Genomic DNA, 12,496 nt, shown 5'->3' on the forward strand with positions numbered 1-12,496 from the left:
ACAAAGGGTAAACACGGTAACAGCCATGGCCGGTTTTCTGGCAGCCAGTCATCTAACCTTTGTTGATAACGAATATAATAAAGCAGTGCATTATATTAATGACCTTTATAATAAAGATGACAAGGATAATAGGGGTGATGTTGCCCATTCTGGTGATTTTATGAAGCCATTAGTCCTCTCAACAACTTATCTGGAAGCAACGAAAAAAGGACTTGTCGTTACTACTGATGTGTTCACCCCCCAGGAACACAATGCCAGCGAGCTAAAACAGACAATTGAAAAAAAACTGAACCAATATGCCCGCGACACTGAGAGTCATATGAAGATCCAGGTATCTTTCGATCACTGGATGTACCATGAACCCGGACCTTCCTGGGTGCAAACGCTGCGAAATATTTATTCACAGGTTACCGGACAAGCAGGTAAATCGGTAGAAGCCGCTGATCCAACAGTAGCCAAAGAAATACCCAATGCCATTAACTTCAGAACCTCCACCCCAGGCCATCAGGCCACAGGGCATGCCCCTAATGAATTTAAAACGACAAAGGATATGCAAATACATATGCGCATGCTTACCGAGATCATGCTACGTATCAGCAATCTGCCGCATATGCAGTGAACACTCAACAACTTTGCCTTGCCTTTTCGCCTATGAGCTTGTCCGAGAATAGACTGCGCTACTGCGGTTGCGATAAATTGGTCTAAAAATTCCTACTTCTTCATCAAATAGCCCCGCTATTCTCCTCAGAAACAGAAATTTTTATCCTCAATTTCTCGCATGAAGTGGTTCCCAGCAATCAAACAACCTGAGTAGTTAGTTAATCTCTGATCTACCGTTCGTCAGGCTCAGGCTGCCTGCTTAAAATAGACTTGGTCGGGCGTATTGTCGCCCAACCCCTGATGAGGTCGCTCGAGATTATACAACTGAAAATACTTTCTCAGCTCATCTTTCAACTGAGCGGCATTGTCAAATGCCTTCAGGTAATGCTGGAGTAATACATTCGTACTTTACACTACGCCAGAGCCCCTCGACAAAGATATTATCCCGGTAACATCCTTTGCCATCCATGCTGATCTGAACGCCGTGTTCCTAAAGTACACCTGTGAAAGCGTCACTGGTGAACTGGCTACCCTGATCACTGTTAAAGATTTCTGGCACTCCATAACGATCCAGTGCCTCCTCAAGCGCATCTACGCAGAAATCAGCCTCCATGGTATTGGACAATCGCCAAGCCAATACCCGCCGCCGACTGTGCCAATCCATAATGGCAACCAGGTACATAAACCCTCGCCCCGGGGGAATATAGGTCAGATCCCTTGCCCATACCTTATTAGGGCGACTGATGTGCAGCCCTCTCAACAGATAGGGATAAACCCTGTTCCCCTGGCTGGGTAGACTGGTTCTGGGCTTGGGGTAGATGGCTTCCAACCCCATTTGCCGCATCAGTCGGCGAACCCGTTTGCGGTTGATTTTGTACCCCAAACCCCATAAAAACGTACACATCCTGCGTGATCCATAAAAGGGTTTTCAGGTACTGCTCGTCTATCAGGCGCATCAACGACAAATCCTCCGATAGATCGTTGTGTGGCTGGTAGTAGACTGCTGACCGTGACACGCCAAGTAAACGACACTGATTGACAATGGATACGTCTGGATTATTGTGCTCGACCAGAGAAAGGCGAAGACCTTTCTTCAATGATCGAATGATCGAGCTTTCGTGCTAAGGGGCTAAAAGGCCGCGTTCTACCGTCAACGGGCCTATCTGTCCATAGAGGTTATCAACCTCAAATTGATGATCCTTTTCCTGCTTGGCTCCCCAGGAGCCTGACCGAGAATAGCGCCCGTAGCGAGGATTACGAGAAATTGAGGATAAAAATTTCTGCTTCTGAGGATAATAGTGGGGCTATTTGACGAAGAAGCAGGAATTTTTAGACCAATTTATCGCAACCGCAGTAGGGTAGTCTATTCTCGGACAGGCTCCTAGGTCTGAAACAGTTCTGGGGCACGCTCCAGAAGCTCCCGTTTCCAGGTCGTTACCATGGGTCGGGTGGATCTCAAAACGTGCGGCAATCTCAGCGGTTGTCTGATTGATCACCTTTGATGGCTGCGAGGGCAACCTTCGACTTGAAATTTGAACTGTATTGCGCGCGCTTTTGGCTCATAATGGCTCTATCCAATTTGCTATTGATCAGAGCTTACACCACTGTCTGATTTTTGGGGTCCATTTCACTTCAACCAGGTCCAGAAATTCAATACGCCGGACTTAACATGGCCATTTGTTATATCCACCATAAATGCGCCAGGATTTTCTGTCAATTCTAAATCCGGCCAATTCCAAGGCTTCTTTTTCCATCTTAACTTGCCGATAACATGGCCTGTATCATTGTTTATAACCTCGAAATCCTGCCAGCTTTCCTTGACTACACAACCTTTTTCTGCGGACGCAGCATAATGTATGCCTAGTATGCAGCTGTCTTTTCTATAAACGACAGTGCATGAAGCGTGAGAGTAAACTCCGTACATACAACGACCATGACCACTGGCTTTAACTGTATAGCCTTTTTTTGAGTAATATGTCTGACCTGGGGCTATTCTATTTTTAACTTCAATAACAGCATTCAAACTATAAGCCTTACCTAAGATGGATAGGCAAAAGAATAGAGTAAATAGAACAAACGATTTTTTTGCCATGGACTTTCTAGCCAATAAAATAGACTTCATACTCATTATAAACTCCTACCGTACATTACTACTTAGAGGTAACACTTCAGAAATACCATTACCCCGTCACTCCAGCAAAGTCAGTAATCCAACATGACAACGAGTATTTCCGGCTAGCCCTTTGCCAAATGCCAAAAAGCCCGCCATCACACAGTTCACAGGCAGTCTCCCAAACCAAACTAGCGCTGAGTCAACGGCTGTCATTTTAAGTGGTAACCCAACAGACGTCGCTAAACAATTAAATACCGAAAAGCCTGGTTTTTTATCCGACACAGGGAGTGATGTCACCATTACTGTCAGCCCTGAACAGAACCAGGTCAGGGTCGTTGTGACCAGCACCTCCACACATAGCTCACAACCTGAACAAAGGGTAAACACGGTAACAGCCATGGCCGGTTTTCTGGCAGCCAGTCATCTAACCTTTGTTGATAACGAATATAATAAAGCAGTGCATTATATTAACAATACTGCGGACAGTTTTTGAGGCTTAAAGCCCACGGCTGCCAAAGACTTGAAGGTGTATCGTTATTTTATGGCAACTCACGCCTACCGTTGAGTTACCATAAAATCGCCCCTTGGGCTGTAGGTCTTGCAGCATCAGACACCAGACTGTCTAAAACTGTCCGCAGTATTGATATTAATGACCTTTATAATAAAGATGACAACAAAGGTGCTGATTTCAACTGATTAATTTAGGCTGAACCAATATGCCCGCGACACTGACAGTCATATGAAGATCCAGGTATCTTTCGATCACTGGATGTACCATGAACCCGGACCTTCCTGGGTGCAAACGCTGCGAAATATTTATTCACAGGTTACCGGACAAGCAGGTAAATCTGTAGAAGCCGCTGATCCAACAGTAGCCAGAGAAATACCCAATGCCATTAACTTAAGAACATCCACCTCAGACCATCAATCAGGTCACTTGGGCATACCCCTAATGAATTTAAAACGACAAAAGATATACAAATGCATATGCGCATGTTTACCGAGATCATGCTACGTATCAGTAATCTGCCGCATATGCAGTGACAAGTTAGAAAGTTTGATGGGTATTACCTCTTACACTCATTAGCCCGGATATTTCATAAACTGCCCTAAGAATTGCGCAGAACCTTGCGGTTCTAAGGGATTTTGCGAGGGAGCGCCGTACCGGGGAGTACGGTCAACTGAGCAAAACTCCCTAAGAGTCGCAAGGAGCAAGCAAGGCCAGGAGCATGTTTATGAAATATCCGGGTTAGTAAGCTTCAGTTGAAACATTCAATCAGCTGAAGTAGTGTGATTACCGAGAGTATCTGTCCAGTCGAATCTGGACTAAAACCAAATCCACCAAGTCCACAAATTCAATACGCCGGACACAGCGATGTCATCTGTTCTATCCGCCATAAATTCACCAGGATTTTCTGTCAATTTTAAATACGGATCATTCCAAGGCTTCTTTATCCATCTTAACTTACCGACAATATGGCCTGTATCGTTGTTTATAACCTCGAAATCCTGCCAACTTTCTGAGACTATACAACCTTTTCTTGCGGACGCATAATGTATGCCTAGCTTGCAACTGTTCTTCCCATATAAAACAGTGCATGAATCGCGAGAGTAAACTCCGTACATACAATGACCATGACCACTGGCTTTAACCGTATAGCCTTTTTTTGAGAAATATCTATGACCTGGGGCTATTTGATCTTCAACTTTAAGAGCAGCGTTCGAACTATAAGCCTTACCTAAGATGGATAGGCAAAAGAGTAGAGTAAATAGAACAAACGATTTTTTTGCCACGGACTTTCTAGCCCATAAAATAGACTTCATACTCATGGTAAACTCCTATCGTACATTACTACTTAGCCCGGATATTTCATAAACATGCTCCTGGCCTTGCTTGCTCCTTGCGGCTCTAAGGGCAGTTTATGAAATATCCGGGTTAGCGGTAACACTTCAGAAATACCATTGCCCCGTCACTCCAGCAAAACTACCGTAAGAGCTTACAAACTGGACAGCAGAGCAAGGCAAAACGGCGAGTGAAGCCTGCTATTGTGAGGAGTTTTAACACAGCAGTGTGATGGATATTACTTCTTATCCTCATTAGCAAGCTTCAGTTGAAACATTCCATCAGCTAAAGTAGTTCAAACTCGACCTGACAGTGGCCGATTTTTAGAAGGTATCTGTCCGGTCGGATCTGGACAACCAAGTCCAGAAATTCAATACGCCGGACACTTCGTTATCATCTGTTCTATCCGCCATAAACGCGCCAGGATTTTCTGTCAATTTTAAATCAGGATCATTCCAAATCCTCTTTCTCCATCTGAACTTGCCGACAGCATGGCCTGTATCATTGTTTATAACCTCGAAATCCTGCCAGCTTTCCTTGACTGAACAACTTCCTTTTGTTGAGGAGGAATAATGTATGCCTAGCTTGCAACTGCCGTTGCCATAAGTGACAGAGCACGAAGCGCGAGAGTAAACTCCGTACATACAACGACCATGACCACTGGGTTTAATTGTATAGCCTTTTTCTGAGTAATATTTCTGACCTGGGGCTATTCTATTTTCAACTTCAATAACAGCATTTGAACTATAAGCCTTACCTAAGATGGATAGGCAAAAGAATAGAGTAAATAGAGCAAACGATTTTTTCGCCACGGGCTTTCTAGCCCATAAAATAGACTTCATACTCATGATATACCTCTACCATCCAGTACTACTTATAGGTAGCTGCACTTCAGAAATACCAAAAGCCCGTCACTCCAGCAAAATCAGTAATCCGCCACGATAATGGTAATCGGTCCTTAAATAAACGACGCTGGTATATCCTTCATTACCTCTACCCCACCTCAAGCAGTTGTTCGCAATCTTTTATAAGCTGGCAATCACCGATAAAGCTAGCTGCTTAGTGCTTTTAACAAAAGATCATGAACGACTATTCAGGCTTATACCCAAAGTATTTAAAGCTGCTCCACAGCGGCAAGAAAGGAAGCCAAAAAAGCTGCAAGGAGTAGGTGGCCGATGAACAAACGCCAACGAAACGCCAACGAAACGCCAACAAGGTAGCCGTTTGAAAGACGATGGGTATTCAGCCTGTTACTATTTGAACTGCGCGATACTCAGTAACTCTTTTGTCCGCTCCTGCGTCAAACGTCCTTTCCATTGCTGCACGGTGACACCTGGATTTAGCATTGCTAACATGCTTGCTGTCTTATCCCGAAACACCAGCCACTGTCGTTGCACATCACGCACACCGGAAAAAGAAATCGTCATATTCAGATCAGTAATTGGTTTACCTTCCAGGCGTGCTTTGACTTTATGCCAGACATCGTTCAGTGTCCTGTCAGCCTTTTCGTAATCAGGAAATTTTAACGGCAGTTTACCCTCTAAGGTGTTGCTGATACGAGCGATATACTGGTTTTTCTGAGTGCTGACTGACTCAAAGGAATAAGCCGCCCGGCTCGTTCCAGCATTAAATTCCTCTTTATCTGCCTTCTCAGTGTAGAAATTTATGGCCGCTTTATAGGCCTCATTAACCGCATTTTGCTGATCCGGCTTTAACTTACTGAGCACGTTTTTCAGCGCATGTTTACGGTCGAGCTCCTGCTGATTTGCCCGGCGCTCCGCGCAGAAGCCCTGTGTGGCCCCACTGCTGACATAGTTGCAAATATTAAAGAGAAAGTGCTCACCTGATTGCCAGTGATGGTATGCATCTTTAACGGCCACCTCATTCTCTAATGGCGCCATAAAACCTTCATGGCAAATCAGTTGCAACACCAACCGGTTATTGTCTTTTTTATAGGCATTACGTTTTGATATGGCTTCTGCCAGCTGTAAAACCGGATAAAAACTTTGTGCCTTGTCAGCAAACGCTTTTTTATCGGATGCGGTTAGTTGTGCTGGCTGAATTTCACCGGCTTCCCGGCACATGGCTTCAACGCTTTTTTGTGCAGGAGCAGGGGAGGAGGAAGAAGAAGAAGGAGAAGCAGCAAGCCCGACGCTTGCTGTCAACAAAGTAAACAACAAGGCCAGATAGTTAAAGCGCAAAAAGCCAGAACCTTGTTTTTTCATTGTCTTCACACCGATTTCAGGGACAGGACGAATGCTTTAGCTTCTCCGGCATTAGCTCCTGGGGCAAAAGAGCATTTACTTCACAAACTGAATTTTCAAGCATTAAGTAACAATCGAGCCGCTTCCACAGCCACAGCAATGGCATTGCTTTCCACACTGGCGATTCGCGCCTCATCAGGACTTTCGGTATGCGTACGATTAACAATGACACCTGCCACACAACCTGCGCGTAACCCCAGGCTGGCACACATGGTCAACAGTGTTGCGGCTTCCATTTCATAATTGAGCACACCCATTGACTGCCACTCTTTCATGGAGCCACGGAACTGACGGGTAACTCGTCCTGAAAAGGTATCATAACGTTCCTGTCCCGGATAAAACGTATCTGATGACGCGGTGATGCCAGTTACACAGGGTATTTCATGTTTCCGCGCGGCACTGACCAGTGCCTGGGAGCAGGCGAAATCGGCAACGGCAGGAAATTCCATAGGCGCAAAGTGCAAGCTGGCACCATCAAGGCGAACAGCACCGGTACTGACGATAACATCAGCCACGTTAATATGGGGCTGAATCGCTCCGGTGGTTCCTGCTCTGAGGAAGGTTCTGACCCCACACTGAGCCAGTTCTTCAACGGCAATGGAGGTGGAAGGCCCCCCAATTCCCGTGGAGCATACCACCAGTGGCTTACCTTCTAACTCACCATACCAGCTGGTAAACTCCCGCTGGCGCGTTAACTCAACAGCGCTGTCAAGCAACTCGCCAATGCGCCTTACTCGTTCAGGGTCACCCGGCACAATGGCAAGCTCTGCCCCTTGCAAATCACGGCGACAAACACCCAAATGAAAAGCACGCTGGTCGCCCATAACACATCTCCTGAAAATTGTTTGGACTTAATTTTTTCAGCATAGTAGCAGAAATCGGCGATCGGTGTTCTTTTCATCGGTCATACGATACATATACCTTATGCTAACGGAAAAACCAGGGCATGAACGACCTTAGTTCACACGGTTTCACACGGTAAAAGGGGCAGCACAGGGATAAAGTTGTCCTGTCTGTTAGCTGTACTGACCCTGTTGGCAGAACTATTCCAGTAAAAAAGTATCTAGAGTAAAGAACGTGATTAAACCACTGACTGCCAACAATTGTACGTACCGAGGAGCTACCGATGAACCCTACACATAGAAGAACATCCCCACAGCAACACAATGCAAGGGCACGTCGGGAAAACCCTAAAAAAAGGGGAAAAACTCACTCTCCAAAGGGTTCGTCTACAACGGCCAAAGTCGGGGGCAGTATACGTTTGACTGAACCTTCTTCCAGAATGAGTGCGGTTCTGGCCCCTTGTGCCATGCTCGGTTCCTGGGCTACAAGCCTGTTGGGCCGGACCATTACCGTGGTCACACCGCCTTTATCCATGGCAATCGCTCACGCCACTGTGCTGGGTAATCAGCCCTATGGACAGGCAGAAAACGCCTCTGTATTTGACGAAGCCTCCCTGTCGACCCAGGGTTTTATGGACTGTGATTACCCCCACTTTGTGATCGCCCTGGCAGCTATGGCCGGTTATTCCCTTTCGTCTTACGTCGGGCGCGGCCTTCAGAAAGCATCCCAGGCACTCAATGATTATACGACCAAGGAAAGTTGCTCAAAATACATGGATCCACCCCATCACCTCGAATTAACATTAAGAAGAATAAAAATTCCTACTGAAAGGTTTATCACTCAAACAATCAACAATATGATAAACGAAAGAGTGAAATCGTGTATCATAGAAAAATATGATGAACTAAAGACAAAAATTGAACATGAGGATACCCATGAATTTCATTTGAGTTTAAAAAAAGTTCATACGGAGTGCTATAAAGCTTTAACCAATATGATATCAAAAGACACTTTTTCAAAAACATTCAATGAAATAGCAAAAGATTTTCTAGAAAAATGCGCGCCACCTAGTGACCACTTTCTTAATTTTTTTGATTGCTTATCCACTGAAGAAAAAAATGCACTTATGCATGCGGCTGAACTTGAAGGGGTATCCGTGGAGGCCTTGGCAAAATATCAATATTTATTCATTTACAAGACTTTCAAGGAAAATCGCGATAAAATTGCTCGCTTAATGATTAATTCAAGCAAAATTCATCATAATAGAATGATAAAAATGCTTGACGGATGGTATAAAACCAAGATCACCAACCACCAGTCCGAACTAAAATCAAAACGGTTGACAGCATTGCCAATTACATCTGCTGAACAGTCCCAAAAAAGCGAAAAAGCCCCTCAGGAATCCCTGTCTGTTGAAGAAAAAACTGAGAGGATATTAGCATTTGAACATGCCTATAAACGGTTGACATCTGCTAACATGGATATAAAAGAGTGGAATTCACATAAACAAACCATCCGTTCTATAATAAAAGACTCAGAACTGCTTAAAGACATAATGCGGCTTTACGGCAAGAGTAAAGTTGATGAGGCAGTCGTGCTTACTGACAAATACACACTGCTTCATGACTGATGGAGAAAAAGGCAGAGAAGCGGGTTTATGAGAAGCTGTTCATGGTCTTTCAAGAAAAGCGAACCCCATGAAAAAGCCTGCCTGTTTTTTGATTTTCTGAAAGCCTGATGGTGCTAAGTAACGGAGAAAAATCCAAAACAGACGACTTTTGTCAGGTCGGTGCAGCCCATAAAAGATTGTCAACAGCTCCTAAGGAGCCTGTCGGACTTAAGACAATTTCGGCCTGAAATCCAGAAAGTGCGGCGTAGTGGACATTATGACACAACAGTTATGTCGAACTCAGGTCATTTAACACGTACTATAAGCGTATGATCCAAAACTCCATTAACAAGGGCATAACGAGGATACCATGCGCTACCTTCTCGCCATTTTACTTCCCCCTGTCGCCGTGTTTCTTTGTGGCAAGCCGATACAAGGCATTTTGAATATTTTTCTGACCCTGTTGGGCTGGATTCCGGGCATGATCCACGCCTTGTTTGTGGTCAACAGCCACTTGGCCGACAAGCGCAATAAAGCGGTGATTGATGCCATTAACAAACAGGGAAAATAGCATGCCAGTGTTTAAGCTGTACCCACTGTTCCTGGCAGGGATGGTCACACTGCTGGTCGGCTGCCAAAGCGCCTACTTCAGTGCCATGGAAAAGGTCGGCTACCATAAGCGTGACATTATGGTAGATCGGATTGAAAGCAGCCAAACCGCCCAGGAAGAAGCCCAGACACAATTCAAATCAGCACTGGAGCGGTTTCGCCATACCGTTAACTTCAACGGTGGTGATCTTGAAGCTGTTTATAATGAGCTAAACAAGGAGTATGAACGCAGTGTCAGTGCTGCCGATAACGTCCGCAAACGGATTGATGGTGTTAAAAGTGTCTCCGAAGCCCTGTTTGCAGAATGGCGGGGGGAGCTCAAACAATACACTAACCAGAGACTGCGCGATGCCAGCGCCAAGGAACTGAAAGCCACTGAACGCAACTACCAGCAAATGCTGGCCAGCCTGGAAAAATCAGAAAAGCAGATGCAGCCTATTCTCAATGCTTTCCATGACCAGGTGCTCTACCTCAAACACAACCTGAATGCTCGCGCGATTTCTGCCTTGAAAGGAGAATTCACCTCCATCAAAACGGATATTGAACGGCTGATTCAAGCTATGCAGACGTCCATTAATCAATCGAAGCAGTTTGTAAAAACCCTGAAAAAGCACAAATAAACGGGAGTCAGCCCAGGCTCAGAACACTCTGAGTCTGCCTAAGAGCCATTGATGCAAGCCTGTGCTGACATCAATGGCCTTTTCATATCAATCGTCTTTTCTAGGAGCCTGTCGGACTTATGCTTTCGAGCATAAAATTCAGTAGGGCGAGTCAGAATTTTCGATCAATTTGTGCGAATAGTTGACCTGTTTAAGCAAATTGATCGGAAATTCTGGCCGCATTTTCTCGCACTTCCTGGATTTTAGGCCGAAATTGTCTTAAGTCCGACAGGCTCCTAACTACCGTAAGCGCTGGCAAGATAGACGTCAGCTCTATTGCGTGACATTAACTAAGCGAGAAAGTCTCTGTAAACACTGTTATCCGTTTCTTCCTGATAGGGATACCCAATCTCTTGCAGAAAACCTTCAACATGCTGATCACCCATCTTATCAACACCCACACCAACAAGGCCAACCATCGCGCGTCCATAAGCTGCACCATGATTTCGATAATGAAACAAGGTGATATTAAAGCGGTCACCCAGCTTATTCAGAAAGTTAAGCAAGGCACCCGGGCGCTCTGGAAAGGTAAAGCAAAAGACCCGCTCATTGACAATGGCAGCAGAACGTCCGCCGACCATATGACGAACATGCTGTTTAGCCATCTCATTATCAGTCAAGTCATCCACAACGTACCCCTGCTGTTGGAGCTGATCAACCAGGGCATCAGAGGTGTGCAGATCAGGGTGTACCTGAACGCCCACAAAAATATGGGCAGACGCTTTACTGTGATAACGGTAATTAAACTCCGTCACACTTCGTTTACCGAGGGCATTGCAGAAGGCACGAAAGCTTCCTGGCTGCTCAGGGATAGTCACAGATAAGATGGCTTCGCGCTTTTCTCCCAGCTCTGCCCGCTCAGCCACATAACGTAACCGGTCAAAATTAATATTGGCACCGCTGTTAATAGCCAACAGCGTCTGACCAGATACCTGATTGTTCTCAATGTATTTTTTCAAGCCAGCAACAGCCAGTGCGCCCGCAGGTTCACACACCGAACGGGTATCATCAAAAATATCTTTGATGGCCGCACAGATTTCATCGGAACTGACCGTCACCACGCCATCAATAAACTCCCGGCACTGAGTAAAGGTCTCCTTACCAATTTGAGCAACGGCAACACCGTCAGCAAACAAGCCAACATGATCGAGCACCGTACGCTCACCATTTTTCAGCGCTTCTTTCAGGCAGGCAGACTCTTCATATTCAACCCCAATGACCCTGATATCGGGTCGTAAGTATTTGATATATATACTGATACCCGCAGCCAGACCACCACCGCCAACAGGAATAAAAACAGCATCTAACTCACCTGTATGCTGGCGCAATATTTCAACACCAATAGTACCCTGCCCGGCAATGGTATCAGGGTCATCATAAGGATGAATGTAGGTATAGCCATGGGCTTGAACAAGCTCCATGGAATAAGCCAACGCCTCCGCAAATACATCGCCATGGAGTATGACTGTCGCGCCTTTTTCTTTTACTGAGCGCACCTTGATATCAGGTGTCGTCGTAGGCATCACAATCAGCGCGTCAATGCCGAGCTTTTTCGCTGATAGCGCTACGCCCTGTGCATGATTACCCGCCGATGCGGTAATAATCCCTTTTTTTTTATCCGCTTCACTGAGCAAAGCAATCTTGTTATAGGCGCCGCGAATCTTGAACGAGAAAATCGGTTGCAGATCTTCTCGCTTGATCAGAATGTCATTTTGACAGCGCGCACTTAGAAAAGGCATTGAGTGAATAGGCGTCTCAACAGCCACATCATAAACACGCGCTTCAAGGATTTTACGAATATAGTCGTAGGGCATCGTATTCTAAAATTTGCTGTTATTATCCAAGGGGCGTTTTTAGCCAGGAGCCTGTCGGGCTTAAGCTTTCGAGCATGAAATTCAGTAGAGCGAGTCAGATTTTTCGATGGATTTGCGCGAATAGTTGACCTATTTAAGCAAA

General features: G+C 45.5%; 11 protein-coding genes and 2 pseudogenes. 5 read left to right on the forward strand and 8 right to left on the reverse strand.

The genetic code is table 11. The features are described from left to right. Positions 1-619: pseudogene (locus V4C51_RS15265) on the forward strand (dipeptidase); the annotation flags it as partial. Between the two features lie 227 nt (positions 620-846). On the opposite strand, the pseudogene V4C51_RS18075 reads toward V4C51_RS15265, so the two are convergent. Both V4C51_RS18075 and V4C51_RS15280 read right to left on the reverse strand, forming a co-directional pair. After that, positions 847-1,697 (reverse strand): annotated as a pseudogene (locus V4C51_RS18075) (IS3 family transposase); the annotation flags it as partial. 530 nt (positions 1,698-2,227) lie between these two features. After that, the gene (locus V4C51_RS15280) at positions 2,228-2,728 is read right to left on the reverse strand and encodes a hypothetical protein (RefSeq protein WP_330927042.1); all 501 of its coding nucleotides are present in this window, start codon (positions 2,726-2,728) and stop codon (positions 2,228-2,230) included. 115 nt (positions 2,729-2,843) lie between these two features. On the opposite strand from V4C51_RS15280, the gene V4C51_RS15285 reads away from it, so the two are divergent. Continuing rightward, complete coding sequence (locus tag V4C51_RS15285) at positions 2,844-3,206, forward strand: hypothetical protein (RefSeq protein ID WP_330927043.1); 363 nt, start codon at positions 2,844-2,846, stop codon at positions 3,204-3,206. Positions 3,207-4,039: 833 nt separating this feature from the next. Here V4C51_RS15285 and V4C51_RS15290 read toward each other — a convergent pair. From V4C51_RS15290 to V4C51_RS15310, 5 genes are all read right to left on the reverse strand, one after another. Beyond that, positions 4,040-4,543 (reverse strand): hypothetical protein, encoded by a 504-nt coding sequence (locus V4C51_RS15290; protein ID WP_330927044.1) that lies wholly within the window; start codon positions 4,541-4,543, stop codon positions 4,040-4,042. A 336-nt stretch (positions 4,544-4,879) separates the two neighbouring features. Further along, positions 4,880-5,404 (reverse strand): hypothetical protein, encoded by a 525-nt coding sequence (locus V4C51_RS15295; RefSeq protein ID WP_330927045.1) that lies wholly within the window; start codon positions 5,402-5,404, stop codon positions 4,880-4,882. A gap of 405 nt (positions 5,405-5,809) precedes the next feature. Further along, positions 5,810-6,781: a lysozyme inhibitor LprI family protein gene (locus V4C51_RS15300; RefSeq protein ID WP_330927046.1), complete on the reverse strand. Its 972-nt coding sequence runs from the start codon at positions 6,779-6,781 to the stop codon at positions 5,810-5,812. A 95-nt stretch (positions 6,782-6,876) separates the two neighbouring features. Beyond that, positions 6,877-7,644, reverse strand: coding sequence for a uridine phosphorylase (gene udp, locus V4C51_RS15305; protein ID WP_330927047.1), 768 nt, complete (start codon positions 7,642-7,644; stop codon positions 6,877-6,879). Positions 7,645-8,029: 385 nt separating this feature from the next. Beyond that, a complete protein-coding gene (locus V4C51_RS15310; RefSeq protein ID WP_330927048.1) occupies positions 8,030-8,197 on the reverse strand; it encodes a hypothetical protein in 168 nt (55 codons plus the stop codon). Between V4C51_RS15310 and V4C51_RS15315 the strand changes: the two genes are divergently transcribed. From V4C51_RS15315 to V4C51_RS15325, 3 genes are all read left to right on the forward strand, one after another. Further along, complete coding sequence (locus V4C51_RS15315; RefSeq protein ID WP_330927049.1) at positions 8,196-9,293, forward strand: hypothetical protein; 1,098 nt, start codon at positions 8,196-8,198, stop codon at positions 9,291-9,293. The two genes, V4C51_RS15310 and V4C51_RS15315, sit on opposite strands and share 2 nt — an antisense overlap. 349 nt (positions 9,294-9,642) lie before the next feature. Continuing rightward, positions 9,643-9,843 carry a YqaE/Pmp3 family membrane protein gene (locus V4C51_RS15320; RefSeq protein WP_420797684.1) on the forward strand — a complete coding sequence of 67 codons (201 nt, stop codon included), beginning with the start codon at positions 9,643-9,645 and terminating at the stop codon, positions 9,841-9,843. 1 nt (position 9,844) lies between these two features. Further along, complete coding sequence (locus V4C51_RS15325) at positions 9,845-10,501, forward strand: DUF2959 domain-containing protein (RefSeq protein ID WP_330927050.1); 657 nt, start codon at positions 9,845-9,847, stop codon at positions 10,499-10,501. A 329-nt stretch (positions 10,502-10,830) separates the two neighbouring features. Here V4C51_RS15325 and ilvA read toward each other — a convergent pair whose 3' ends face one another. Continuing rightward, positions 10,831-12,354, reverse strand: a complete 1,524-nt coding sequence (gene ilvA, locus V4C51_RS15330; protein ID WP_330927051.1) for a threonine ammonia-lyase, biosynthetic — start codon at positions 12,352-12,354, stop codon at positions 10,831-10,833. Between the last annotated feature and the right edge of the window lie 142 nt (positions 12,355-12,496).

Source organism: Candidatus Sororendozoicomonas aggregata (assembly GCF_031528575.1).
GTDB lineage: Bacteria > Pseudomonadota > Gammaproteobacteria > Pseudomonadales > Endozoicomonadaceae > Endonucleibacter > Endonucleibacter aggregata.

Excerpts from the sequence above, each read along its gene's own strand:
- V4C51_RS15280 (WP_330927042.1), bottom strand. The coding sequence starts at position 2,728 with ATGAGTATGAAGTCTATTTTATTGGCTAGAAAGTCCATGGCAAAAAAA.
- V4C51_RS15290 (WP_330927044.1), bottom strand. The coding sequence starts at position 4,543 with ATGAGTATGAAGTCTATTTTATGGGCTAGAAAGTCCGTGGCAAAAAAA.
- V4C51_RS15295 (WP_330927045.1), bottom strand. The coding sequence starts at position 5,404 with ATGAGTATGAAGTCTATTTTATGGGCTAGAAAGCCCGTGGCGAAAAAA.
- V4C51_RS15300 (WP_330927046.1), bottom strand. The coding sequence starts at position 6,781 with ATGAAAAAACAAGGTTCTGGCTTTTTGCGCTTTAACTATCTGGCCTTG.
- udp (WP_330927047.1), bottom strand. The coding sequence starts at position 7,644 with ATGGGCGACCAGCGTGCTTTTCATTTGGGTGTTTGTCGCCGTGATTTG.
- V4C51_RS15315 (WP_330927049.1), top strand. The coding sequence starts at position 8,196 with ATGGCAATCGCTCACGCCACTGTGCTGGGTAATCAGCCCTATGGACAG.
- V4C51_RS15310 (WP_330927048.1), bottom strand. The coding sequence starts at position 8,197 with ATGGATAAAGGCGGTGTGACCACGGTAATGGTCCGGCCCAACAGGCTT.
- V4C51_RS15320 (WP_420797684.1), top strand. The coding sequence starts at position 9,643 with ATGCGCTACCTTCTCGCCATTTTACTTCCCCCTGTCGCCGTGTTTCTT.
- V4C51_RS15325 (WP_330927050.1), top strand. The coding sequence starts at position 9,845 with ATGCCAGTGTTTAAGCTGTACCCACTGTTCCTGGCAGGGATGGTCACA.
- ilvA (WP_330927051.1), bottom strand. The coding sequence starts at position 12,354 with ATGCCCTACGACTATATTCGTAAAATCCTTGAAGCGCGTGTTTATGAT.